This is a genomic window from Pseudomonas sp. TH21, from assembly GCF_016651025.1.
Lineage (GTDB): Bacteria > Pseudomonadota > Gammaproteobacteria > Pseudomonadales > Pseudomonadaceae > Aquipseudomonas > Aquipseudomonas aylmerensis.
Window position 1 is genome coordinate 887,492 of sequence record NZ_JAEKEQ010000001.1, and the last position, 21,776, is coordinate 909,267.

Consider the following 21,776-nt stretch of genomic DNA (forward strand, 5'->3'; position numbering starts at 1 on the left):
ACCGACACTGCTTTGGAGGCTCACCATGGAGCATTGGAAACGCACGATCGAACGGGCCAATCGCTGCTTTATGCAGGGCGAGCTGGTAGACGCTCGCGAGGCCTATCTACAGGCCCTGGCCCTGGCTCAGGTGTTGTTCGAACGCTGGGCGGATGCCGACGAAGCGGTGGCGGCTTGCGTCATTTCCCATCACAACCTGGCGGACCTGCACCTGCGCCTGAACCAGCCGGAGGAGAGCGCCGAATACCTTTGCGCCATCCACCAGCGCCTCTTGCAGACCATGCAGGACCCGCGCCTGAGCCCGCAATTGCGTGAAGCGGCCCTGCGCCAGAGCAGCAAGACCTACGTCGAGCTGTTGAATTTCATCAGCGACCACGGCGAGTACCCGCGTACTCATCGGCTGCTGGGCAGCACGGCGGCGCCCTCGGATGCGTCGACTCGCAATAGTCCTTATTACGGAGCACATTGAAATGTCCTACACCTTGCCTGCCTTGCCTTACGCCTACGATGCCCTGGAACCGCATATCGATGCGCAAACCATGGAGATTCACTACACCAAGCACCACCAGACCTACATCAATAACCTCAATGCTGCGGTCGAGGGCACTGAGTTCGCCGGCTGGCCGGTAGAGAAACTGGTCTCCAGCGTGCAACAACTGCCGGAAAAACTGCGTGCGGCGGTCATCAACCAAGGCGGTGGCCACGCCAACCACTCGTTGTTCTGGGCGGTGATGTCGCCCAAGGGTGGCGGCAAGCCAGAAGGTGCGCTGGGCAAGGCCATCGACGAGCAACTGGGCGGTTTCGACAGCTTCAAGGAGGCGTTCACCAAAGCCGCGTTGACGCGTTTCGGCAGTGGCTGGGCCTGGCTGAGCGTGACACCGCAAAAGACCCTGGTGGTGGAAAGCAGTGGTAACCAGGACAGCCCGCTGATGAACGGCAATACGCCGATCCTGGGCCTGGACGTCTGGGAACACGCTTACTACCTGCTGTACCAGAACCGTCGCCCGGAATACATCAATGCCTTCTACAGTGTTATTAACTGGCCGGAAGTTGCCGCGCGCTATCAGGCCGCCCTGGCCTGATCTTCACCCTTCATAACCCGATCTAAGGCCGACTATGGGCACGCAAACACTGGCGATCAGCAGCGGACGAATGTTTCGTTATGCGTTTGGCTCGCTGCTGCTATTGGCAGGTACTGCATTGTTGGTGGCCCATGGGCTGGCCTGGCTGGACCTGGAGCCGCGTATCTTGCGCGCCCTGCAGGGCGGGTCAATCTGTGCACTCGGCACGGCACTCGGCGCGGTGCCGGTGTTGGTGATTCGGCGCATGCCGGTGGCGTTGAGCGATACATTGCTGGGCTTTGGCGCCGGGGTAATGCTGGCGGCGACGGCGTTTTCGCTGATCGTGCCGGGCATTGCCGCGGCTGAAGGCCTCGGGCTCTCGCCCTGGGGCGCCAGTGGCTTGATCAGCTTCGGCATCATGCTGGGTGCATTCGGGTTGTATCTGGTTGACCGCAAGGTCTCCGGCGCAAGCCCGGAAATGTTGGTGGGCACGCCGGACAACCCGGTGATCCCGCCGCGCATCTGGCTGTTCGTGTTTGCCATTATTGCCCACAACATTCCGGAAGGCATGGCGGTGGGCGTTTCCGCCGGCGGCGGCATGCCGGACGCCGACAGCTTGGCCATGGGCATTGCCTTGCAGGACGTGCCCGAAGGGCTGGTGATTGCGCTGGTATTGGCCGGGGCCGGGATGTCGCGGGTCAAGGCCTTCCTGATCGGAGCCGCGTCAGGCTTGGTGGAGCCGGTTTTTGCAGTGCTTTGCGCATGGCTGGTGAGCCTGGCCGAGGTGCTGTTGCCGTTGGGCCTGGCCCTGGCTGCTGGCGCGATGCTGTTGGTGGTGACCCACGAAGTGATCCCGGAGTCGCGGCGCAATGGTCATGAGAAGCTCGCCAGCCTGGGGTTGTGCATCGGGTTCTGCTTGATGATGGTGATGGATACAGCCCTGGGGTAAACCGCTCCCTGTTAAGAGCTGGCTCGCCGGCGCTCGGTCGCGGTCTTGAAGGACGCTATCGCCGGCAAGCCGGGCTCCTACGGAAGGTTATTCGCCTTCGTCGAAGAAGTTATTGATCAATGCCACCAGTGCGGCCATTGCTTCGTCTTCCTGCTCACCTTCGGTCTTCAGATGAATCTTGGTGCCCTTGCCGGCAGCCAGCATCATCATGGCCATGATGCTCTTGCCGTCGACCATGGATTCCGGGGTGCGCCCGGCGCGGATCTGACAGGGAAACTGCCCGGCAACACCGACGAATTTGGCCGAGGCGCGGGCGTGCAGGCCCAGCTTGTTGATGATTTCAATTTCCAGAGCGGGCATCGCGGGGGTGTTCCTTTCAGCTAAGGTCGCGGTGGCGGACCTGGACGTTCTTGAGGGTTTGTTGCAGCACCTGGCCCAGGCGCTCGGTCAGGTAGACGGAGCGGTGGTGGCCGCCGGTGCAGCCGATGGCGATGGTGACATAGGCGCGGTTGCTCGCGGCAAAGCGCGGCAGCCATTTGAGCAGGTAGCTGGAGATGTCCTGGAACATCTCCTCCACATCCGGCTGCGCTGCCAGGTAATCGGCCACCGGCTGATCCAGCCCGGACTGATCACGCAGTTCCGGTTTCCAGTAGGGGTTGGGCAGGCAACGCACATCGAACACCAGGTCAGCGTCCACCGGCATGCCCCGCTTGAAGCCAAAAGACTCCACGAGAAATGCGGTGCCAGGCTCCGGCTGATTCAGCAGGCGCAGCTTGATGGCATCGCGCAGCTGGTACAGGTTGAGGCTGGTGGTGTTGATCTTGAGGTCGGCGAGGTCGATGATCGGCCCCAGCAACGTGGTCTCATCTTCGATGGCTTCAGCCAGCGAGCGATGAGGGCTGCTGAGCGGGTGGCGTCGGCGGGTTTCGGAGAAGCGCTTGAGCAGCGTCTCTTCGTCGGCGTCCAGGTACAGCACATCGCAATGAATGTGTTTGGCGCGCACTTCCTCGAGCAATTGCGGAAAGCGCTCAAGGTGGCTGGGCAGGTTGCGGGCGTCAATCGAAACAGCGACCAGGGGTTGCGCCAGTTCGGTGTGGATCAACGCACGTTCCGCCAATTCCGGCAGCAGGCCGGCGGGCAGGTTGTCGATGCAATAGAAACCGTTGTCCTCAAGAACATTGAGGGCGGTGCTTTTACCCGAGCCGGAGCGGCCGCTGACGATGATCAAACGCATGATTACTGCCCGTTTTGTTCATCCAGGACAACCTGATAGAGCGCCTCACTGGTGGCAGCGCTGCGCAGTTTGTCGCGTACTTCCTTGCGGTCGAGCATGCTGGCGATCTGCCGAAGCAGCTCCAGGTGCGCATCGGTGGCAGCCTGTGGGACCAGCAGTACAAACAGCAGGTCGACCGGGGCGCCGTCGATGGCGTCGAAATCGATAGGTTTTTCCATGTGCAGCAAGGCGCTGACAGGTGTTTCACAGCCTTGCAGGCGGCAGTGTGGAATGGCGATGCCGTTACCAAAACCGGTCGAACCCAGTTTTTCACGGGCGATCAGCGACTCATAGACAACTTGCTCATCCAATTCAGGCACTTGGCCATGGATCAGTTTGGCAATTTCTTCGAGGGCTTTCTTTTTGCTGCCGCCCGGCACGTTCACGAGGGAACGGCCGGGGGTCAGGATGGTTTCAAGTCGGATCATGGGGGGAGAGTTAACGACCTGTACCTTGCATCAGGTGCAGATTCTTTTCCTTATGCTTTATGAGTTGGCGGTCCAGCTTGTCGTAGAGCGAGTCGATCGCCGCGTACATGTCCTCATGTTCCGCATTGGCGACGAGCTTGGCATTCGGTACGTGCAGGGTGGCCTCGATTTTCTGCTTGAGCTTATCGACCTCCATGATGACCTGCACGTTGGTGATCTTGTCAAAATGCCCCGCAAGTTTGTTCAACTTGCTCTCGGTGTACTCACGCAGGGGCTTGGTGACTTCCAGCTGGTGTCCACTGATGTTGACTTGCATACAGCTTCTCCTTCGTTGCCAGTGCATAAAGCGGCAGGCCGGGGTGCCTGCCACTGGAACGCTTTGGCCCGCCCGTCACATCAAACGCTTTCGCTCGCTGGAAGGCGCGATCCCAAGGGATTCGCGGTACTTGGCGACGGTTCGACGGGCGACCTGAATGCCTTGTGCCTCCAGTAAACCAGCGATCTTGCTGTCACTCAACGGCTTTTTCTGATTTTCCGCGGCAACCAGTTTTTTGATGATCGCGCGAATCGCCGTGGACGAGCATTCGCCGCCTTCAGAGGTGCTGACATGGCTGGAGAAAAAGTATTTCAGCTCATATATACCGCGTGGGGTATGCATGAATTTTTGCGTGGTCACCCGCGAGATCGTCGATTCGTGCATGCCCACCGCCTCGGCGATGTCGTGCAGGACCAGCGGTTTCATTGCTTCGTCGCCATATTCCAGGAAGCCGCGCTGATGCTCGACGATCTGGGTGGCGACTTTCATCAGGGTTTCGTTGCGGCTTTGCAGGCTCTTGATGAACCAGCGCGCTTCCTGCAATTGGTTGCGCATGAAGGTGTTGTCGGCGCTGGTGTCGGCGCGGCGCACAAAACCGGCATATTGCGGGTTGACCCGCAGGCGTGGCACGGATTCCTGGTTCAGCTCCACCAGCCAGCGCTCGTTGTCCTTGCGCACGATCACGTCAGGCACCACGTATTCGGCTTCGCTGGACTCGATCTGCGAGCCCGGACGCGGGTTGAGGCTCTGCACCAGTTCGATGACCTGGCGCAGGTCGTCTTCCTTGAGCTTCATGCGGCGCATCAGCTGGCTGTAGTCACGGCTGCCGAGCAAGTCGATATAGTCGGTCACCAGGCGCTGGGCCTCGACCAGCCAAGGGGTCTTGGCTGGCAGTTGGCGCAGTTGCAGCAACAGGCATTCACTGAGGGTGCGCGCGCCAATGCCGGCGGGCTCGAACTGCTGGATGCGGTGCAGGACGGCTTCAATCTCGTCCAGCTCGATATCCAGCTCCGGATCGAAGGCTTCGAGGATCTCTTCGAGCGTTTCGTCCAGATAACCCTGGTTATTGATGCAGTCGATCAGGGTCACGGCGATCAGGCGATCGGTGTCCGACATCGGCGCCAGGTTCAGTTGCCACAGCAGATGGCTCTGCAGGCTCTCGCCGGCTGAGGTGCGCGTGGTGAAGTCCCATTCGTCATCGTCGTTGCTGGGCAGGCTGCTGGCGCTGGTCTGGTAGACGTCTTCCCAGGCGGTGTCCACGGGAAGTTCGTTGGGGATGCGTTCGTTCCAGTCGCCTTCCTCGAGGTTATCCACCGTTGGGGCGGTTTCCTGGTAGGAGGGTTCCTGCACGTCGGAATTGGGTTTTTGCTCGATGTTGTCGGCCAGCGGGTCTGCATTATCGAAGTCGTCGCCTTCTTCCTGGCGTTCGAGCATCGGATTGGACTCCAGGGCCTCCTGGATTTCCTGTTGCAGGTCCAGGGTCGACAATTGGAGCAGGCGGATGGCCTGTTGCAGCTGCGGTGTCATCGTCAGCTGCTGGCCCATTCTCAGGACTAGCGATGGTTTCATGGCAGGGGCTTAACACCTTATTCGCCGGCGCAATGCGCCATCCACGACAGGGCGCGTGAGCGCCAAACATAAGCAAATTATATGCCTGATATCGGGGGCTTTGCCTAGAGCGCGGTAACAATAAAAATCCGGAGGTTTTCATTGACTCCCGCGCACCTTGGCGAACGGCCTGCCACCGCCTTTTTCAAACAGGCAGGCTTACAGGCGGAACTCGTGACCCAGGTACACTTCCTTGACCAGTTCGTTGGCCAGGATAGTGGCGGAGTCGCCTTCGGCGATCAGCTGGCCATCGTTGACGATATACGCGGTTTCGCAGATATCGAGGGTCTCACGGACGTTGTGGTCAGTGATCAATACGCCAATGCCCTTGGCCTTGAGGTGGTGGATGATCTGCTTGATATCACCCACCGAGATCGGGTCGACACCGGCAAACGGTTCGTCCAGCAGGATGAACTTGGGTGCAGTGGCCAGCGCCCGGGCGATTTCCACGCGGCGACGCTCACCACCGGACAGGCTCATGCCGAGGTTGTCGCGGATGTGGTTGATATGGAATTCCTGCAGCAGGCTTTCCAGCTCCTTGCGACGGCCGTCACGGTCGAGTTCCTTGCGGGTCTCGAGGATCGCCATGATGTTGTCGGAAACCGACAGCTTGCGGAAGATCGACGCTTCTTGCGGAAGATAGCCGATGCCCGCGCGGGCGCGGCCGTGCATCGGCTGGTGGCTGACGTCGAGGTCGTCGATCAGGACGCGACCCTGGTCCGCCTGGACCAGGCCGACGATCATGTAGAAGCAGGTGGTCTTGCCGGCGCCGTTGGGGCCGAGCAAGCCGACGATCTGGCCGCTGTCGATCGACAGGCTGACGTCGCGCACGACCTGGCGGCTTTTATAAGCCTTGGCCAGATGCTGGGCTTTCAGGGTTGCCATTAGTTCGCCTTCTTCGCATCGGGTTTAGGCGCAGGCTGGGCAGCACCGTCTTTCTTCTTCGGCTGGATAACCATGTCGATGCGTGGACGCGGTGCGCTGAGCTTGCTGCCAGTGGCGCGGCCGGCGTTGGCGACCTGCTTCACGGTGTCATAGGTGATTTTTTCACCTTCCGTGGAGTTGCCGTCAGGGCTGAGCACCTTGGCCTGGTCGATCAGCACGATGCGATTCTGCTGGGCGTGATACTGGATGGTCTTGCCATAGCCTTTCATCGGGCCGGTATCGGTCGCGGACTGCTTCTGTTCGAAGTAGGCCAGGTTGCCCACTGACGTCACCACGTCTATGTCGCCGGATTGGGTGCGAGTCAGGGTCACCGTGTTGCCGGTGATCTTCATCGAGCCTTGGGTGATGATCACGCCGCCGGTGTAAGTGGCGACGCCTTGCTTGTCATCCAGCTGCGCATCGTCGGCCGAGATGTGGATCGGTTGCTGGCTATCGTTCGGCAGAGCCCAGGCGCTCACGCTTCCCAGTGCTGCGCCCAGACCGAGCAAAATAGGGAGAGTTTTAACGAGCCTCATACTGTCCTCTTACGTTCGATAGCAGGTGTATCCTGCTTTCTTTCAAATACGCTTTCATTCCCTTGCCAGTCGATACACCGCCAGCGCCGTCGATTCTAACGTCTTGCTCGGTCTGCGCATATTGCTTCTGCGGGAATACGGTCATGCGACTGCTGGTAATCACGGTGTCGCGGTTTTTCGCATCGGTGCGTGCAACACGTACCGAGTCGATCAGTTCTACCTGGGTGCCGTCCGGGTTGACCTCGCCACGCTTGCTGGTGACGTGCCATGGAAACTCGGTGCCACGGTAGATGTTCATGTCCGGGTTGGTCAGCAGGGTCACTTCGGTGGCCTTCAAATGCTCGACCTTGTCCGACGTCATCTCGTACTGCACCTTGCCATCGGGCAGGAACTGCACGCTCTTGGCATTGATGGCGTAGTAGTCGATAGCCCCTTCGTCGACCTGCGCAGCAGGCTGGTCGAGAAAGCGCTCCGGGCTGATATTCCAGTAGCCCACCGCCAGGAACAGCGCGGCGATGACCCCGAATAGCAGGAAGTTGCGAATCTTTTTACTCAGCATAAAACGCTCTATAAGTAGGCGGCGTGGGCCGCTTCAAGGCTGCCCTGGGCACGCAGGATCAGCTCGCAGAACTCGCGGGCGGCACCTTCGCCACCACGCGCGGTGGTGATGCCATGGGCGTGCTCGCGGACAAAGGCCGCCGCATTGGCGACGGCCATGCCCAGGCCCACTCGGCGAATGACCGGCAGGTCAGGCAGGTCATCGCCCAAGTAGGCGACCTGCTCATAGCTTAGGTTGAGTTGGCCAAGAAGCTCGTCCAGGACCACCAGTTTATCCTCGCGGCCCTGATACAGGTGAGGAATCCCCAGGTTTTGTGCGCGGCGTTCCACAACGGGAGTCTTTCTGCCGCTGATAATCGCGGTTTGCACGCCCGCTGCCATCAGCATCTTGATGCCTTGGCCGTCGAGGGTGTTGAACGTCTTGAATTCGCTGCCGTCTTCGAGGAAGTACAGGCGGCCATCGGTCAGCACGCCGTCAACGTCGAAAATCGCCAGCTTGATGTTTTTGCCGCGTTGCAACAGGTCGCTGGTCATTTACATCACTCCTGCACGCAGCAAGTCGTGCATGTTCAGGGCGCCGATCGGGCGGTCGTCGGCATTGACCACCACCAGTGCGCCAATCTTGTGGTCTTCCATGATCTTCAGGGCTTCGGCGGCCAGCATGTCCGGGCGCGCGGTCTTGCCATGGGGCGTCATCACGGCATCGATGGTCGCTGTATGAATGTCGATGGTGCGGTCGAGGGTGCGGCGCAGGTCGCCGTCGGTGAAGACCCCGGCCAGGCGCCCGTCGGCTTCCAGGATGACCGTCATGCCCAGGCCCTTGCGGGTCATTTCCATCAGCGCGTCCTTCAGCAGAGTGCCGCGCGGGACGTGGGGCAATTCATCGCCCGAATGCATGACGTTTTCCACTTTGAGCAGCAGGCGCCGGCCCAGGGCGCCGCCTGGGTGGGAAAAAGCGAAGTCTTCCGCGGTAAAACCACGTGCTTCGAGCAATGCCACGGCGAGCGCATCGCCCATCACCAGGGCTGCGGTGGTGGAGGAGGTCGGCGCCAGGTTCAGCGGGCAGGCTTCATGGGCCACGTGAACATTGAGGTTCACTTCGGCGGCCTTGGCCAGCGTCGACTCCGGGTTGCCGGTGATGCTGATCATCTGGATGCCCAGGCGCTTGATCAGCGGCAGCAGGGTCACGATTTCGTTGGTGGTGCCGGAGTTGGACAGTGCCAGGATGATGTCATCCTTGGTGATCATGCCCATGTCGCCGTGGCTGGCTTCGGCCGGGTGCACGAAAAATGCGGTGGTCCCGGTGCTGGCCAGGGTCGCGGCGATCTTGTTGCCGACGTGACCCGATTTGCCCATGCCGACCACGACAACGCGGCCCTTGCTGGCCAGAATCATCTCGCAAGCGCGTACGAAATCCGCGTCGATATGCGCCAGCAAGCCTTCCACGGCTTCAAGCTCTAGGCGGATGGTGCGTTGTGCGGATTGAATAAGGTCGCTGGATTGGCTCATGTCTGAAATCGTATAGCCTGACGAAAAGTCGGCGATTATAACGGTAATGATCGATTCCCTCACGCAAGTTCGTCAGGCTTTATTCACCTGATGCCTGAGATTCCTTCTTCAGTAACACAGCCGGCAACGTTTTTTCGCTGTCCCCAATCTGAACAAGCGCAGTTCCGGCCTTGGGCGCGTTGTACCAGCAGTGATATAGTTCGCCGCCAGTTCGGTCCGCCCAGCCCATGTGGCTATCAATTGCGCAATCGTTGCAAACGTTTGTCGCAAGCGTGGTGTCTGAGTGAGAGGCTGCATCCCAAGGAGTTTAGATGAGTGCCGATAACGCCTACGCGGTCGAGCTGAAGGGACTGACCTTCAAGCGCGGGACGCGCAGCATCTTTGAGAACGTCGATATTCGCATTCCCCGCGGCAAGGTCACGGGCATCATGGGGCCTTCCGGTTGCGGCAAGACCACCCTATTGCGCCTGATGGGCATGCAATTGCGTCCCAGCGCCGGCGAAGTGTGGGTCAACGGCCAGAATCTGCCGACGCTGTCGCGCAGCGATCTGTTCGATGCGCGCAAGCACATGGGTGTGCTGTTCCAGAGCGGCGCGCTGTTCACCGACCTCGATGTGTTCGAGAACGTGGCCTTTCCGCTGCGGGTGCATACGCAGCTGTCTGACGAAATGATTCGTGACATCGTGTTGCTGAAACTGCAGGCCGTCGGCCTTCGCGGTGCCATCGACTTGATGCCCGACGAGCTGTCCGGCGGCATGAAGCGCCGGGTCGCCCTGGCGCGCGCGATTGCCCTCGATCCGCAGATCCTCATGTACGACGAGCCCTTCGTCGGCCAGGACCCGATTGCCATGGGGGTGCTGGTACGCCTGATTCGCCTGCTCAACGACGCCCTCGGCATCACCAGCATCGTGGTGTCCCACGACCTTGCAGAAACCGCGAGCATTGCCGATTACCTCTATGTAGTTGGCGATGGCCAGGTACTGGGCCAGGGCACGCCAGAAGAACTGATGAACGCAGACAATCCGCGCATTCGCCAATTCATGACCGGCGATCCCGATGGCCCGGTGCCTTTTCACTTTCCGGCAGCGGATTACCGCTTAGATCTTCTGGGGAAGCGCTGATGCGCAAGACATCTCTTATCGAAAAGGTCCGCCTTTTCGGTCGCTCCGGCATCGACATTGTCGAAGTCCTGGGCCGCTCGACGATTTTCCTGTTCCACGCCTTGCTCGGCCGCGGCGGCATCGGTGGCGGCTTTGGCCTGCTGGTCAAGCAACTGCATGCCGTGGGCGTCATGTCCCTGGTGATCATCGTGGTCTCCGGTGTGTTCATCGGCATGGTGCTGGCGCTGCAGGGCTTCAATATCCTCTCCAGCTACGGTTCGGAGCAGGCGGTAGGGCAGATGGTTGCCCTGACGTTGCTGCGTGAACTCGGGCCGGTGGTCACCGCGCTGCTGTTCGCGGGGCGTGCGGGTTCGGCGCTGACGGCTGAAATCGGCAACATGAAGTCCACCGAGCAGTTGTCCAGCCTGGAAATGATCGGCGTGGACCCGCTCAAGTACATTGTTGCCCCGCGCCTGTGGGCCGGCTTCATTTCCCTGCCATTGCTGGCGATGATCTTCAGCGTGGTGGGTATCTGGGGCGGTTCATGGGTGGCGGTGGACTGGCTGGGCGTCTATGACGGTTCCTACTGGGCCAACATGCAGAACAGCGTGACCTTCAGCGGCGACGTGCTCAACGGCATCATAAAAAGCATCGTCTTCGCCTTTGTAGTGACCTGGATCGCCGTATTCCAAGGCTACGACTGTGAGCCCACTTCAGAAGGGATCAGTCGCGCCACCACCAAGACCGTTGTGTACGCCTCGCTGGCGGTACTGGGCCTTGACTTCATTTTGACCGCCTTGATGTTTGGAGATTTCTGATGCAAAACCGCACTGTGGAAATCGGTGTCGGCCTTTTCTTGCTGGCTGGCATCCTGGCTTTATTGTTGCTGGCCCTGCGAGTCAGTGGTCTTTCGGCGAGCCCCACCGCCGACACTTATAAACTTTACGCGTACTTCGACAATATCGCCGGTTTGACTGTCAGAGCTAAAGTGACCATGGCCGGTGTCACCATCGGCAAGGTCACGGCAATCGATCTGGATCGCGACAGCTTCACCGGTCGAGTGACGATGCAACTGGACAAGAAGGTAGATAATCTGCCGACCGACTCCACTGCATCTATCCTCACTGCGGGTCTGCTGGGCGAGAAGTACATCGGTGTCAGCGTGGGCGGGGAAACAGCCTTGCTCAAGGATGGCTCGACAATCCACGACACACAGTCGTCGTTGGTACTTGAAGACCTGATCGGTAAATTCCTGCTCAATACGGTCAATAAAGACGCCAAATGAGGAATCTGTACATGATCTCTACCTTGCGACGTGGCCTCCTGGTACTGCTGGCGGCGCTGCCGTTGATGGCTAACGCGGCGGGTTCTGCGCACGATCTGGTGCAGGACACGACCAACAAGATGCTGGCCGACCTGACTGCCCATAAAGAGCAGTACAAGCAGGATCCCAGCAAGTTCTACGACGCGCTCAACACCATCGTCGGCCCGGTCGTCGACGCCGAAGGTATTTCGCGCAGCATCATGACCGTCAAGTATTCGCGCAAGGCGACGCCTGCGCAGATGCAGACGTTCCAGGAAAACTTCAAGAAAGGCCTGTTCCAGTTCTACGGCAATGCACTGCTTGAGTACAACAACCAGGGCATCACCGTTGATCCAGCCAAGGATGAGTCGGGCGATCGCACCAGCGTTGGCATGACCGTCAAGGGCAACAACGGCGCGGTCTATCCTGTGCAGTACACACTGGAGAAGGTCAACGGCGAGTGGAAACTGCGCAACGTGATCATCAACGGTATCAACATCGGCAAGCTGTTCCGTGACCAGTTCGCTGACGCGATGCAGCGCAATGGCAACGACCTGGACAAAACCATCAATGGTTGGGCCGGTGAAGTCGCCAAGGCCAAGGAAGAGACCGACAAAGCCGCCGGGAAGCCCGCGCAATGACCGAGTCGGCTGTTCGTCTCGGCGACGCTGGCGAGCTGTTCATCAGCGGCGTGCTGGATTACCGCACCGGGCCTGACCTGCGCAAGCAGGGCCAGGCGCTGATCAAGACCAGCACCGCGCCTGCGCTGGTGCTGGATTGTTCGGCGGTGACCAAGTCCAGCAGTGTCGGTCTGTCGTTGCTGCTGTGCTTCATGCGCGATGCCGAGGCGGCCAAAAAGCCGGTCAGCATCCGTGCATTGCCCGAAGACATGCGTGAAATTGCCGAAGTTTCCGGTTTGACCGAACTGTTGGCGCATCCTTAATACACATTATTAAAGAAGCCCCCCGTCAGAGTCCTGCTATGCGGGGTTCGCAGGCGCGGGGCTTTTTTGTATGATGTGCGACCCGTGCGCACTGGGCGCCGATAGAGGTTGAGCATGCAGGCCCTAGAAGTTAAAAGCTTCCTTGAAGGAAAGCTGCCGGAAACGAACGTAGAAGTTGAAGGCGAAGGCTGCAACTTCCAGCTGAACGTGATTAGCGATGAACTGGCGGCATTGAGCCCGGTCAAGCGTCAACAGCAGGTCTATGCCCATTTGAACCCGTGGATCACCGATGGCAGCATCCACGCGGTCACTATGAAATTTTTCAGCCGCGCGGCCTGGGCCGAGCGCACCTGAGCCCCCAAGGCGTCGAGATTCTTATGGATAAATTGATTATTACCGGCGGTGCCCGCCTTGATGGCGAGATCCGCATCTCCGGTGCGAAAAACTCCGCCTTGCCGATCCTGGCAGCGACCCTGCTGTGCGATGGCCCGGTGACCGTGGCCAACCTGCCGCACCTGCATGACATCACCACCATGATCGAGTTGTTCGGTCGCATGGGCATTGAGCCGGTGATCGACGAGAAACTGGCCGTCGAGATCGACCCGCGCACCATCAAGACCCTGATCGCTCCGTACGAACTGGTGAAAACCATGCGTGCTTCGATCCTGGTGCTGGGCCCGATGGTTGCCCGTTTCGGCGAAGCTGAAGTAGCCCTGCCTGGCGGTTGCGCGATTGGCTCGCGTCCGGTTGACCTGCACATCCGTGGCCTCGAGGCCATGGGTGCAACCATCGACGTCGAAGGCGGCTACATCAAGGCCAAGGCGCCGGAAGGCGGCTTGCGCGGTGCCAATTTCTTCTTCGATACCGTCAGCGTGACCGGTACCGAGAACATCATGATGGCGGCTGCCCTGGCCAACGGTCGCAGCGTCCTGCAAAACGCCGCGCGCGAGCCGGAAGTGGTCGACCTGGCCAACTTCCTGATCGCCATGGGTGCCAACATCACCGGCGCCGGCACCGACACCATCACCATCGAAGGCGTCAAGCGCCTGCACTCGGCCACCTACAAGGTGATGCCGGACCGCATCGAGACCGGTACCTACCTGGTTGCCGCTGCCGTCACCGGTGGTCGCGTCAAGGTCAAGGACACTGATCCGACCATCCTTGAAGCCGTGCTGGAAAAACTCAAGGAAGCCGGTGCTGAAATCACTACCGGTGCCGACTGGATTGAGCTGAACATGCATGGCAAGCGGCCAAAAGCCGTGAACGTGCGTACCGCTCCGTACCCAGCGTTCCCGACCGACATGCAGGCGCAGTTCATCTCCCTGAACGCGATTGCCGAAGGTACCGGTGCCGTGATCGAGACCATCTTCGAAAACCGCTTCATGCACGTGTACGAACTGCACCGCATGGGCGCGAAGATCCAGGTCGAAGGCAACACCGCTATCGTTACCGGCACCGAGAAGCTCAAGGGCGCGCCAGTGATGGCGACCGACCTGCGCGCTTCGGCCAGCCTGGTGATCTCGGCGCTGATCGCCGAAGGTGACACGTTGATCGACCGCATCTACCACATCGACCGTGGTTATGAGTGCATCGAAGAAAAACTGCAGATGCTCGGCGCGAAAATCCGCCGCGTACCGGGCTAGTCCCGGCACTGCGAGCACCTTCACTGTGGAGAGGGAGCTTGCTCCCGCTGGACTGCGCGGCAGTCCCATTTCCAGAGCCGCTTCGCGCCCCGGCGCGAGCAAGCGTCCTCGCCACGGGAAGGTGTTTGTTGTTAAATGGTTTGTTTCAAATCGAGGCTGTAATGGCCTCGATCTGTGTCTGGCGCCGTTTGTGACCGGACAGCAATAGCCTGATGAAGGACTGACGTTTCCCATGTTGACCATCGCACTGTCCAAGGGCCGCATCCTTGACGACACTTTGCCGCTTCTGGCTGAAGCGGGCATCGTGCCGACCGAGAATCCGGACAAGAGCCGCAAGCTGATCATCCCCACGACCCAGGACGACGTGCGCCTGTTGATCGTGCGGGCTACCGACGTGCCGACCTACGTTGAACATGGCGCGGCCGACCTGGGTGTTGCCGGCAAAGACGTGCTGATGGAATACGGTGGCCAGGGCCTGTACGAGCCGCTGGACCTGCGCATTGCCCTGTGCAAGCTGATGACAGCCGGCCGTGTCGGTGACGTCGAGCCCAAGGGGCGCCTGCGAGTGGCCACCAAGTTCGTCAACGTCGCCAAGCGTTACTACGCCGAGCAAGGCCGCCAGGTCGATATCATCAAGCTCTACGGCTCGATGGAGCTGGCGCCGCTGATTGGCCTCGCCGACAAGATCATCGACGTGGTCGACACCGGCAACACCCTGCGCGCCAACGGTTTGGAGCCGCAGGATTTCATTGCCGACATCAGCTCTCGCCTGATCGTCAACAAAGCCTCCATGAAAATGCAGCACGCCCGTATCCAGGCGTTGATCGACACCCTGCGCAAGGCAGTGGAGTCTCGACACCGCGGTTGACTCACCCGCGTAGCCGGAAGGCTGCGCCCGTCTATCCGCCTCATAGCCAGAATTCTCAGGTGCCCAAGCGGAAACGACTGCTAGTTTAGGGCGCCTGAGTTTTTGCCAATTCTATTGAGGCCCTCGCTATGACCACGTCCACTGCAATTGCCCGACTCAACGCTGCCGACCCGGATTTCGCCCATCATCTGGATCATCTGCTGAGCTGGGAAAGCGTGTCCGACGATTCGGTCAACCAGCGGGTGCTCGACATCATCAAGGCCGTGCGCGAACGCGGTGACGCGGCGTTGGTGGACTTCACACGCCAGTTCGACGGCTTGGACGTGAAGTCCATGGCCGACCTGATCCTGCCGCGCGAACGCCTCGAGCTGGCCCTGACGCGCATCACTGCGCCGCAGCGCGAAGCCCTGGAAGTCGCCGCAGCGCGGGTGCGCAGCTACCACGAAAAGCAGAAGCAGGATTCCTGGAGCTACACCGAAGCTGACGGTACCGTGCTGGGCCAGAAGGTCACGCCACTGGACCGTGCCGGCCTGTACGTGCCGGGCGGCAAGGCGTCGTACCCGTCGTCGGTGCTGATGAACGCGATCCCGGCCAAAGTGGCGGGCGTGACCGAAGTGGTCATGGTGGTACCGACCCCGCGCGGCGAAATCAACGAGCTGGTGCTGGCTGCGGCCTGCATCGCCGGGGTCGACCGCGTCTTCACCATCGGCGGCGCGCAGGCTGTTGCCGCGCTGGCCTACGGCACCGAGAGCGTGCCGAAGGTCGACAAGGTGGTCGGTCCGGGCAACATCTACGTTGCCACTGCCAAGCGCCACGTGTTTGGCCAGGTCGGTATCGACATGATCGCTGGCCCGTCGGAAATCCTCGTGGTGTGTGATGGCCAGACCGATCCGGACTGGATTGCCATGGACCTGTTCTCCCAGGCCGAGCACGACGAAGACGCCCAGGCGATCCTGGTCAGCCCCGACGCCGAATTCCTCGACAAGGTAGCCGCCAGCATCAATAAATTGCTGCCGACCATGGAGCGCGCCGAGATCATCGAGAAGTCGATCAATGGCCGTGGCGCGCTGATCCTGGTGCGTGACATGGAACAGGCTATCGAAGTGGCCAACCGCATTGCGCCGGAGCACCTGGAGCTGTCGGTTGCCGACCCACAAACCTGGCTGCCATCGATTCGTCATGCCGGTGCGATCTTCATGGGCCGCCACACCAGCGAAGCCCTGGGCGACTACTGCGCGGGCCCCAACCATGTGTTGCCGACCTCGGGCACCGCGCGTTTCTCGTCGCCGCTTGGGGTGTATGACTTCCAGAAGCGTTCGTCGATCATCTTCTGCTCGCCACAAGGCGCTTCCGAGCTGGGCAAGACCGCGTCGGTGCTGGCCCGTGGTGAATCCCTCAGCGCGCACGCCCGCAGCGCCGAATATCGCATCCTTGAAGACAAGCAGGGGAACTGAGACATGAGCAAATTCTGGAGCCCCTTCGTCAAGGACCTGGTGCCTTACGTGCCTGGCGAACAGCCCAAGCTGACCAAGCTGGTCAAGCTCAACACCAACGAAAACCCCTACGGCCCGTCGCCCAAGGCGCTCGCGGCGATGCAGGCCGAGTTGAACGACAACCTGCGCCTGTACCCGGACCCCAACAGCGACCTGCTCAAGCAGGCGGTGGCCAAGTATTACGGGATCGACGCCGGCAAGGTGTTCCTTGGCAACGGTTCCGATGAAGTCCTGGCGCACATCTTCCATGGCCTGTTCCAGCACGATCTGCCGCTGCTGTTCCCGGATATCAGCTACAGCTTCTATCCGGTCTACTGCGGCCTTTATGGCATCAAGTCCGCCCCGGTGCCGCTGGACGAGCAGTTCCAGATCCGCGTGTCGGACTACGCCAGGCCCAACGGCGGGATCATCTTCCCCAACCCGAACGCGCCGACCGGCTGCGTGCTGGCGCTGGACGCGGTGGAGCAGATCCTCAAGGCCAGCCCGGACTCGGTGGTGGTGGTCGATGAAGCCTATATCGACTTCGGTGGTGAAACCGCCATCAGCCTGGTGGACCGCTACCCGAACCTGCTGGTGACGCAGACCCTGTCCAAATCGCGCTCACTCGCCGGTTTGCGCGTGGGCCTGGCCGTGGGCCACCCGGACCTGATCGAAGCGCTGGAGCGGGTCAAGAACAGCTTCAACTCCTATCCGCTGGATCGCCTGGCGATTGTCGGCGCGGCGGCGGCGTTCGAGGATCGTGAGTACTTCGAGGCGACCTGCCGATTGGTTGTCGATAGCCGTAACAAGCTAGTCGCTCAATTGGAGGAGAAGGGTTTTGAGGTGTTGCCGTCGGCAGCCAACTTCATCTTTGCGCGTCACCCGCGGCACGACGCGGCGGGTCTTGCCGCCAAGGTGCGTGAGCAGGGCGTGATCGTGCGGCACTTCAAGCAGGAGCGGATTGCCCAGTTCCTGCGGATCAGCATCGGTACGCCGGAGCAGAACCAGGCGTTGATTGATGCGTTGGGCGAGCTCTAAGCCACACTGAGGCTCAAAAAATGTGGGAGCGGGCTTGCTCGCGAAGGCGTTGTATCAGTCACATAGCTGTCGACTGACACTGCGCTTTCGCGAGCAAGCCCGCTCCCACATTTGGTTTTGCGGTGTTAGTTAGATCAACGGCTCATCAGATTTTTTGTTCTTCCAGCCATCGTTGCCCGGCAGCAGCAGGTTCAAGCCAATCGCTACCACCGCACACAGGGCGATGCCCTTGAGGCCGAAATCATCCGGGCCGGTGCCGGTACCGACCAACACCCCGCCAATCCCGAACACCAGGGTCACCGACACAATCACCAGATTGCGCGCCTCACCCAGGTCGATCTTGTGGCGGATCAAGGTGTTCATCCCCACCGCGGCAATCGAGCCGAACAGCAGGCACAGGATCCCGCCCATCACCGGCACCGGGATGCTTTGCAGCAGTGCGCCGAACTTGCCGATAAACGCCAGGCTGATGGCAAAGACCGCCGCCCAGGTCATGATTTTCGGGTTGTAGTTCTTCGTCAGCATCACCGCGCCGGTCACTTCGGCGTACGTGGTGTTCGGCGGGCCGCCGAACAGGCCGGCGGCCGTGGTGGCAATCCCGTCACCCAGCAGGGTGCGGTGCAGGCCGGGCTTCTTCAGGTAGTCGCGACCGGTCACGCTGCCCACCGCAATCACACCGCCGATATGTTCGATCGCCGGGGCCAGGGCCACCGGTACGATGAACAGGATCGCTTGCCAGTTGAACTCCGGCGCGGTGAAATGGGGCAGGGCAAACCAAGGGGCGGCAGCGATTTTTGCCGTGTCGACCACGCCAAAGTAGAACGACATGGCAAACCCCACCAGCACGCCGGAGATGATCGGCACCAGGCGGAAAATGCCTTTGCCGAACACCGCCACGATCAAGGTGGTCAGCAGCGCCGGCATCGAGATCATCATCGCCGTCTGGTAATGGATCAGCTCGGCGCCGTCACCGGCCTTGCCCATCGCCATGTTGGCGGCGATCGGCGCCATGGCCAGGCCGATGGAGATGATCACCGGCCCGATCACCACGGGCGGCAGCAGCCGGTCAATGAAACCGGTGCCCTTGATCTTCACGGCGAGGCCGAGGAAGGTATAAACGAAACCGGCCGCCATCACCCCGCCCATGGTCGCCGCAAGGCCGAACTGGCCCTTGGCGAGAATGATCGGCGTGATAAACGCAAAGCTCGATGCCAGGAATACCGGCACCTGACGACCTGTGACCACCTGGAACAGCAACGTGCCCAGGCCTGCGGTAAACAGTGCGACGTTTGGATCAAGACCTGTGATCAGCGGCATCAACACCAGCGCGCCAAATGCTACGAAGAGCATCTGTGCGCCGGACAGGATCTGGCGCCAAAGCGGGTCGTTGAATTCATCCTGCATGCTCACGCGTCCTTCTGCTTGGTGCCGAAGATCTTGTCACCGGCATCGCCCAGGCCTGGGATGATGTAGCCGTGCTCGTTCAGGCGCTCATCGATGGAGGCGGTGTAGATCTGCACGTCCGGGTGCGCTTTCTCGACGGCAGCGATGCCTTCGGGAGCGGCCACCAGCACCATGGCGCGGATGTCCTTGCAACCGGCCTTTTTCAGCAGGTCAATGGTGGCAACCATGGAGCTGCCGGTGGCGAGCATCGGGTCGATGATCATGGCCAGGCGTTCGTTGATTTCCGGAACGAGTTTTTCCAGGTACGTGTGGGCCTGCAAGGTTTCTTCGTTGCGGGCCACGCCGACGGCGCTGACCTTGGCGCCCGGGATCAGGCTGAGCACGCCTTCGAGCATGCCGATACCGGCGCGCAGGATCGGCACCACGGTAATTTTCTTACCGGCGATTTTCTCCACCTGGACGGGACCGGCCCAACCGGGGATCTCGTAGCTTTCCAGGGGCAAATCCTTGGTGGCTTCGTAAGTGAGCAGCGCTCCGACTTCCTGAGCAAGCTCACGGAAATTCTTCGTGCTAATGTCGGCACGGCGCATAAGGCCGAGTTTGTGTCGGATCAGCGGGTGGCGGATCTCGCGAGTGGGCATGGGAAAGGCTCCGGCGGCGGGCAAAAAAACCGGCCTAGATTAATCTATCCGAGGGTGTTGTCCTATAGACATCAAGTACGTTAGTCCATAAAGGCTTGAACGTTGCGCCTCACATGCGTACCTTTGCCCGCTTTTCTTGCCACAGCACCCCCTTGGAGAGCGCCATGTCCGCTGATCTCGAGCATATCCGTCAAATCATGCGCGAGGCTGACTGCCTGTACACCGAAGCGCAAGTCGAAGAAGCGATCGCCAAGGTCGGCGCACACATCACTCGCGAGATGGCCGACACCAACCCGGTGGTCTTCTGCGTGATGAACGGCGGGCTGATCTTCGCCGGCAAACTGCTCACTCACCTGCAGTTCCCGCTGGAAGCGTCCTACCTGCACGCCACGCGCTATCGCAACGAAACCAGCGGCGGTGACCTGTTCTGGAAAGCCAAGCCGGAAGTCTCGTTCATCGACCGTGACGTGCTGATCATCGACGACATCCTCGACGAAGGTCACACCCTGGGCGCGATCATCGACTTCTGCAAACACGCCGGCGCACGCAAGGTGCACACCGCCGTGCTGATCGACAAAGACCATGACCGCAAGGCCCGCCCGGACCTGAAAGCCGATTACGTCGGCCTGCCGTGCATCGACCGTTACATCTTCGGTTACGGCATGGACTACAAAGGCTACTGGCGCAATGCCAACGGGATTTTCGCCGTCAAGGGGATGTGATTGATGACCCGCTTTCTGGATCAGACGCTGTTCGCCGAATTGACCGAGAAAGCGGCCGCCAGCCCGCGTGGCCGGCACCATCACAACTTCCATCAGATGGATGAGCCCTGCCATCGCCTGGCCGTGGGCCTGCAGCCCGACACCTATGTGCCGCCGCATCGGCACCTGAGCGCCGACAAGGCGGAAACCCTGCTGGTGCTCCAGGGCAGCCTGGGCCTGCTGGTGTTCAGCGACACCGGTGAAGTCATTGCCAAGCGTGTGATGCAGGCGGGCAGCGCGTGTGCCGGTGTCGACCTGCCGCCAGGGGTGTTTCACGGCTTGGTGGTGCTGGCACCGGATACAGTGATGTTCGAGTGCAAAGCCGGGCCTTATCGGCCGGTAGGCGAGGGCGAATCAGCCAGTTGGGCGCCCCGCGAGGGCGATGCCGACGTGGTCGAGTATCAGCGCTGGATGCTTGCCCAGTTCGATTGAGCTACAGTGCTGGGCCATCTCCCATGGAGCGGCCCATGAGCCTGTTGATACGCACCTGCGCCGCCCTGGCGCTGACCCTCAGTTTGCCCCTGGCCGCCGCGCCTGCGCCGATGCACAGTCAGTTCCTGCCGTCGGACGACCTTACCCTGCGCGCCGAGACGCCCGACCAGCAGCAGTTGCTGCAAGTCACTGAATACGCGGTGGTGGTCGGCAACCAGCGTCAATCCAACCAGCAACCGATCCCGGTGACTTCGCCGCTGATGATCCGCCTCAAGGGCAAGCCCCTGAACAAGGGCGCGACCATCGCCCAGGTGGTGCTCAACTTCGACGCCGAAAGCAAAAGCCTGAAAAAGCCGGCATACGACGACAAGATCAAAACCTTGACCTTGTCCTACCCGGTGGCCCAGTACCGCGTGATCGTCGATCTGCTGCGCAATGACACGGTGTATGTGCAATTCCTCAGTTATGCCAATGGGCATATCTGGGCGGACTTGCACACCGGTGTCGTTCGTTCCAGGCAGTGACAGCGCTGCAGAACACATGTGGGAGCTGGCTTGCCTGCGATGGTATCGCCTCGGTTGTACTGACAGGCCGAGTTGGCTGCATCGCAGGCAAGCCAGCTCCCACATTGAACGTGTGTTGCTTCCGCAGCGTGTGCCCCGCAGGTAAACTGCGTTTCCCGTGTAAATGTCCGCAGGCTGGAGTCGGTAATGCGTAAAGATAAGAAACAGGTGATTGGTGACGAGATCGGCGACGATCAGATCAAGTTGTTCCTGGACTTCGAGCCGGTCGACGCGACTTCACCGTCCCTGCACAAACTGATCAAGGCTTACCGTGGCCTGCGTATCGACGATTTCGAACGGTTCCTGGGCTTTTTCAAGGAAGCCGGCCTGGACCTGGACGGCAAGGACGAGCATGGCCAGACCTTTGTCGACCTGATCAAGGACCAGCGCAACGCCGCCGAGTACATCGAGCTGATCGATAACGCGCGCAGCTGATTATCCCGGCC

Annotated in this window: 29 protein-coding genes; 17 read left to right on the forward strand and 12 right to left on the reverse strand. The window is 60.5% G+C overall.

Annotation, left to right across the window (positions count from 1 at the left end; all coding sequences use genetic code 11):
* Positions 1 to 25: 25 nt before the first annotated feature.
* The 3 genes from JFU04_RS03850 to JFU04_RS03860 are packed head-to-tail and all read left to right on the forward strand — an operon-like array spanning position 26 to position 2,010.
* Positions 26 to 469, forward strand: coding sequence for a hypothetical protein (locus JFU04_RS03850; RefSeq protein WP_065900711.1), 444 nt, complete (start codon positions 26 to 28; stop codon positions 467 to 469).
* A gap of 1 nt (position 470) precedes the next feature.
* Entirely contained in the window at positions 471 to 1,082 is a 612-nt protein-coding gene (locus JFU04_RS03855) for a superoxide dismutase (RefSeq protein ID WP_065900714.1), read from the forward strand.
* Between the two features lie 34 nt (positions 1,083 to 1,116).
* Complete coding sequence (locus JFU04_RS03860; protein WP_065900716.1) at positions 1,117 to 2,010, forward strand: ZIP family metal transporter; 894 nt, start codon at positions 1,117 to 1,119, stop codon at positions 2,008 to 2,010.
* 87 nt (positions 2,011 to 2,097) lie between these two features.
* Here the strand turns inward: JFU04_RS03860 and JFU04_RS03865 are convergent, their stop codons facing one another.
* The 10 genes from JFU04_RS03865 to JFU04_RS03910 form a co-directional block, all read right to left on the reverse strand.
* Positions 2,098 to 2,370 carry an HPr family phosphocarrier protein gene (locus tag JFU04_RS03865; protein WP_016974292.1) on the reverse strand — a complete coding sequence of 91 codons (273 nt, stop codon included), beginning with the start codon at positions 2,368 to 2,370 and terminating at the stop codon, positions 2,098 to 2,100.
* A 16-nt stretch (positions 2,371 to 2,386) separates the two neighbouring features.
* Positions 2,387 to 3,244, reverse strand: a complete 858-nt coding sequence (rapZ, locus tag JFU04_RS03870) for an RNase adapter RapZ (RefSeq protein ID WP_025856309.1) — start codon at positions 3,242 to 3,244, stop codon at positions 2,387 to 2,389.
* Positions 3,245 to 3,246: 2 nt separating this feature from the next.
* A complete protein-coding gene (ptsN, locus tag JFU04_RS03875; RefSeq protein ID WP_065900720.1) occupies positions 3,247 to 3,711 on the reverse strand; it encodes a PTS IIA-like nitrogen regulatory protein PtsN in 465 nt (154 codons plus the stop codon).
* A gap of 10 nt (positions 3,712 to 3,721) precedes the next feature.
* On the reverse strand, positions 3,722 to 4,027 hold the full coding sequence (gene hpf / locus JFU04_RS03880; RefSeq protein WP_003171804.1) for a ribosome hibernation-promoting factor, HPF/YfiA family: 306 nt from the start codon (positions 4,025 to 4,027) through the stop codon (positions 3,722 to 3,724).
* 75 nt (positions 4,028 to 4,102) lie between these two features.
* Positions 4,103 to 5,596, reverse strand: a complete 1,494-nt coding sequence (locus tag JFU04_RS03885; RefSeq protein WP_065900722.1) for an RNA polymerase factor sigma-54 — start codon at positions 5,594 to 5,596, stop codon at positions 4,103 to 4,105.
* Between the two features lie 198 nt (positions 5,597 to 5,794).
* Positions 5,795 to 6,520 (reverse strand): LPS export ABC transporter ATP-binding protein, encoded by a 726-nt coding sequence (lptB, locus tag JFU04_RS03890; RefSeq protein WP_016974288.1) that lies wholly within the window; start codon positions 6,518 to 6,520, stop codon positions 5,795 to 5,797.
* Positions 6,520 to 7,095, reverse strand: a complete 576-nt coding sequence (gene lptA, locus JFU04_RS03895; protein ID WP_106805144.1) for a lipopolysaccharide transport periplasmic protein LptA — start codon at positions 7,093 to 7,095, stop codon at positions 6,520 to 6,522. The genes lptB and lptA overlap by 1 nt, the downstream gene beginning before the upstream one ends.
* Positions 7,082 to 7,654, reverse strand: coding sequence for an LPS export ABC transporter periplasmic protein LptC (lptC, locus tag JFU04_RS03900; protein ID WP_065900725.1), 573 nt, complete (start codon positions 7,652 to 7,654; stop codon positions 7,082 to 7,084). Before lptC ends, lptA begins: the two co-directional genes overlap by 14 nt.
* A gap of 8 nt (positions 7,655 to 7,662) precedes the next feature.
* A complete protein-coding gene (locus JFU04_RS03905; protein ID WP_034118123.1) occupies positions 7,663 to 8,187 on the reverse strand; it encodes a KdsC family phosphatase in 525 nt (174 codons plus the stop codon).
* On the reverse strand, positions 8,188 to 9,162 hold the full coding sequence (locus tag JFU04_RS03910; protein ID WP_065900727.1) for a KpsF/GutQ family sugar-phosphate isomerase: 975 nt from the start codon (positions 9,160 to 9,162) through the stop codon (positions 8,188 to 8,190).
* Between the two features lie 311 nt (positions 9,163 to 9,473).
* Between JFU04_RS03910 and JFU04_RS03915 the strand changes: the two genes are divergently transcribed.
* From JFU04_RS03915 to hisC, 10 genes are all read left to right on the forward strand, one after another.
* Positions 9,474 to 10,283, forward strand: coding sequence for an ATP-binding cassette domain-containing protein (locus JFU04_RS03915; RefSeq protein ID WP_201143539.1), 810 nt, complete (start codon positions 9,474 to 9,476; stop codon positions 10,281 to 10,283).
* Positions 10,283 to 11,080 (forward strand): lipid asymmetry maintenance ABC transporter permease subunit MlaE, encoded by a 798-nt coding sequence (mlaE, locus tag JFU04_RS03920; RefSeq protein WP_060754952.1) that lies wholly within the window; start codon positions 10,283 to 10,285, stop codon positions 11,078 to 11,080. Before JFU04_RS03915 ends, mlaE begins: the two co-directional genes overlap by 1 nt.
* A complete protein-coding gene (gene mlaD, locus JFU04_RS03925; RefSeq protein ID WP_003171814.1) occupies positions 11,080 to 11,547 on the forward strand; it encodes an outer membrane lipid asymmetry maintenance protein MlaD in 468 nt (155 codons plus the stop codon). Before mlaE ends, mlaD begins: the two co-directional genes overlap by 1 nt.
* 11 nt (positions 11,548 to 11,558) lie before the next feature.
* Entirely contained in the window at positions 11,559 to 12,206 is a 648-nt protein-coding gene (locus JFU04_RS03930; RefSeq protein ID WP_065900730.1) for an MlaC/ttg2D family ABC transporter substrate-binding protein, read from the forward strand.
* Complete coding sequence (locus JFU04_RS03935; RefSeq protein WP_106805143.1) at positions 12,203 to 12,508, forward strand: STAS domain-containing protein; 306 nt, start codon at positions 12,203 to 12,205, stop codon at positions 12,506 to 12,508. The genes JFU04_RS03930 and JFU04_RS03935 overlap by 4 nt, the downstream gene beginning before the upstream one ends.
* A 114-nt stretch (positions 12,509 to 12,622) precedes the next feature.
* Complete coding sequence (locus JFU04_RS03940) at positions 12,623 to 12,862, forward strand: BolA family protein (RefSeq protein ID WP_017845972.1); 240 nt, start codon at positions 12,623 to 12,625, stop codon at positions 12,860 to 12,862.
* Between the two features lie 23 nt (positions 12,863 to 12,885).
* A complete protein-coding gene (murA, locus tag JFU04_RS03945; protein ID WP_065900737.1) occupies positions 12,886 to 14,151 on the forward strand; it encodes a UDP-N-acetylglucosamine 1-carboxyvinyltransferase in 1,266 nt (421 codons plus the stop codon).
* 232 nt (positions 14,152 to 14,383) lie between these two features.
* A complete protein-coding gene (gene hisG / locus JFU04_RS03950) occupies positions 14,384 to 15,019 on the forward strand; it encodes an ATP phosphoribosyltransferase (protein WP_003188599.1) in 636 nt (211 codons plus the stop codon).
* A 128-nt stretch (positions 15,020 to 15,147) separates the two neighbouring features.
* Complete coding sequence (gene hisD / locus JFU04_RS03955) at positions 15,148 to 16,473, forward strand: histidinol dehydrogenase (protein WP_065900740.1); 1,326 nt, start codon at positions 15,148 to 15,150, stop codon at positions 16,471 to 16,473.
* Between the two features lie 3 nt (positions 16,474 to 16,476).
* The gene (gene hisC, locus JFU04_RS03960; RefSeq protein WP_065900742.1) at positions 16,477 to 17,529 is read left to right on the forward strand and encodes a histidinol-phosphate transaminase; all 1,053 of its coding nucleotides are present in this window, start codon (positions 16,477 to 16,479) and stop codon (positions 17,527 to 17,529) included.
* 129 nt (positions 17,530 to 17,658) lie between these two features.
* Here hisC and JFU04_RS03965 read toward each other — a convergent pair whose 3' ends face one another.
* Both JFU04_RS03965 and upp read right to left on the reverse strand, forming a co-directional pair.
* Complete coding sequence (locus JFU04_RS03965; RefSeq protein WP_058422983.1) at positions 17,659 to 18,933, reverse strand: uracil-xanthine permease family protein; 1,275 nt, start codon at positions 18,931 to 18,933, stop codon at positions 17,659 to 17,661.
* A 2-nt stretch (positions 18,934 to 18,935) separates the two neighbouring features.
* Positions 18,936 to 19,574: a uracil phosphoribosyltransferase gene (upp, locus tag JFU04_RS03970; protein ID WP_024073483.1), complete on the reverse strand. Its 639-nt coding sequence runs from the start codon at positions 19,572 to 19,574 to the stop codon at positions 18,936 to 18,938.
* 164 nt (positions 19,575 to 19,738) lie between these two features.
* Here upp and JFU04_RS03975 point away from each other — a divergent pair, with 164 nt between their 5' ends.
* The 4 genes from JFU04_RS03975 (at position 19,739) to JFU04_RS03990 (ending at position 21,765) form a co-directional block, all read left to right on the forward strand.
* Entirely contained in the window at positions 19,739 to 20,296 is a 558-nt protein-coding gene (locus JFU04_RS03975) for a hypoxanthine-guanine phosphoribosyltransferase (protein WP_025856323.1), read from the forward strand.
* A 3-nt stretch (positions 20,297 to 20,299) separates the two neighbouring features.
* On the forward strand, positions 20,300 to 20,767 hold the full coding sequence (locus JFU04_RS03980; RefSeq protein ID WP_120447638.1) for a WbuC family cupin fold metalloprotein: 468 nt from the start codon (positions 20,300 to 20,302) through the stop codon (positions 20,765 to 20,767).
* A gap of 35 nt (positions 20,768 to 20,802) precedes the next feature.
* Positions 20,803 to 21,291 (forward strand): hypothetical protein, encoded by a 489-nt coding sequence (locus JFU04_RS03985; RefSeq protein WP_201143540.1) that lies wholly within the window; start codon positions 20,803 to 20,805, stop codon positions 21,289 to 21,291.
* 186 nt (positions 21,292 to 21,477) lie between these two features.
* Positions 21,478 to 21,765, forward strand: a complete 288-nt coding sequence (locus tag JFU04_RS03990) for a PA4642 family protein (protein ID WP_065900748.1) — start codon at positions 21,478 to 21,480, stop codon at positions 21,763 to 21,765.
* Positions 21,766 to 21,776 lie beyond the last annotated feature (11 nt).

Coding starts and splice junctions, on each gene's coding strand:
- JFU04_RS03850 (WP_065900711.1), top strand. CDS start 26: ATGGAGCATTGGAAACGCACGATCGAACGGGCCAATCGCTGCTTTATG.
- JFU04_RS03855 (WP_065900714.1), top strand. CDS start 471: ATGTCCTACACCTTGCCTGCCTTGCCTTACGCCTACGATGCCCTGGAA.
- JFU04_RS03860 (WP_065900716.1), top strand. CDS start 1,117: ATGGGCACGCAAACACTGGCGATCAGCAGCGGACGAATGTTTCGTTAT.
- JFU04_RS03865 (WP_016974292.1), bottom strand. CDS start 2,370: ATGCCCGCTCTGGAAATTGAAATCATCAACAAGCTGGGCCTGCACGCC.
- rapZ (WP_025856309.1), bottom strand. CDS start 3,244: ATGCGTTTGATCATCGTCAGCGGCCGCTCCGGCTCGGGTAAAAGCACC.
- ptsN (WP_065900720.1), bottom strand. CDS start 3,711: ATGATCCGACTTGAAACCATCCTGACCCCCGGCCGTTCCCTCGTGAAC.
- hpf (WP_003171804.1), bottom strand. CDS start 4,027: ATGCAAGTCAACATCAGTGGACACCAGCTGGAAGTCACCAAGCCCCTG.
- JFU04_RS03885 (WP_065900722.1), bottom strand. CDS start 5,596: ATGAAACCATCGCTAGTCCTGAGAATGGGCCAGCAGCTGACGATGACA.
- lptB (WP_016974288.1), bottom strand. CDS start 6,520: ATGGCAACCCTGAAAGCCCAGCATCTGGCCAAGGCTTATAAAAGCCGC.
- lptA (WP_106805144.1), bottom strand. CDS start 7,095: ATGAGGCTCGTTAAAACTCTCCCTATTTTGCTCGGTCTGGGCGCAGCA.
- lptC (WP_065900725.1), bottom strand. CDS start 7,654: ATGCTGAGTAAAAAGATTCGCAACTTCCTGCTATTCGGGGTCATCGCC.
- JFU04_RS03905 (WP_034118123.1), bottom strand. CDS start 8,187: ATGACCAGCGACCTGTTGCAACGCGGCAAAAACATCAAGCTGGCGATT.
- JFU04_RS03910 (WP_065900727.1), bottom strand. CDS start 9,162: ATGAGCCAATCCAGCGACCTTATTCAATCCGCACAACGCACCATCCGC.
- JFU04_RS03915 (WP_201143539.1), top strand. CDS start 9,474: ATGAGTGCCGATAACGCCTACGCGGTCGAGCTGAAGGGACTGACCTTC.
- mlaE (WP_060754952.1), top strand. CDS start 10,283: ATGCGCAAGACATCTCTTATCGAAAAGGTCCGCCTTTTCGGTCGCTCC.
- mlaD (WP_003171814.1), top strand. CDS start 11,080: ATGCAAAACCGCACTGTGGAAATCGGTGTCGGCCTTTTCTTGCTGGCT.
- JFU04_RS03930 (WP_065900730.1), top strand. CDS start 11,559: ATGATCTCTACCTTGCGACGTGGCCTCCTGGTACTGCTGGCGGCGCTG.
- JFU04_RS03935 (WP_106805143.1), top strand. CDS start 12,203: ATGACCGAGTCGGCTGTTCGTCTCGGCGACGCTGGCGAGCTGTTCATC.
- JFU04_RS03940 (WP_017845972.1), top strand. CDS start 12,623: ATGCAGGCCCTAGAAGTTAAAAGCTTCCTTGAAGGAAAGCTGCCGGAA.
- murA (WP_065900737.1), top strand. CDS start 12,886: ATGGATAAATTGATTATTACCGGCGGTGCCCGCCTTGATGGCGAGATC.
- hisG (WP_003188599.1), top strand. CDS start 14,384: ATGTTGACCATCGCACTGTCCAAGGGCCGCATCCTTGACGACACTTTG.
- hisD (WP_065900740.1), top strand. CDS start 15,148: ATGACCACGTCCACTGCAATTGCCCGACTCAACGCTGCCGACCCGGAT.
- hisC (WP_065900742.1), top strand. CDS start 16,477: ATGAGCAAATTCTGGAGCCCCTTCGTCAAGGACCTGGTGCCTTACGTG.
- JFU04_RS03965 (WP_058422983.1), bottom strand. CDS start 18,933: ATGCAGGATGAATTCAACGACCCGCTTTGGCGCCAGATCCTGTCCGGC.
- upp (WP_024073483.1), bottom strand. CDS start 19,574: ATGCCCACTCGCGAGATCCGCCACCCGCTGATCCGACACAAACTCGGC.
- JFU04_RS03975 (WP_025856323.1), top strand. CDS start 19,739: ATGTCCGCTGATCTCGAGCATATCCGTCAAATCATGCGCGAGGCTGAC.
- JFU04_RS03980 (WP_120447638.1), top strand. CDS start 20,300: ATGACCCGCTTTCTGGATCAGACGCTGTTCGCCGAATTGACCGAGAAA.
- JFU04_RS03985 (WP_201143540.1), top strand. CDS start 20,803: ATGAGCCTGTTGATACGCACCTGCGCCGCCCTGGCGCTGACCCTCAGT.
- JFU04_RS03990 (WP_065900748.1), top strand. CDS start 21,478: ATGCGTAAAGATAAGAAACAGGTGATTGGTGACGAGATCGGCGACGAT.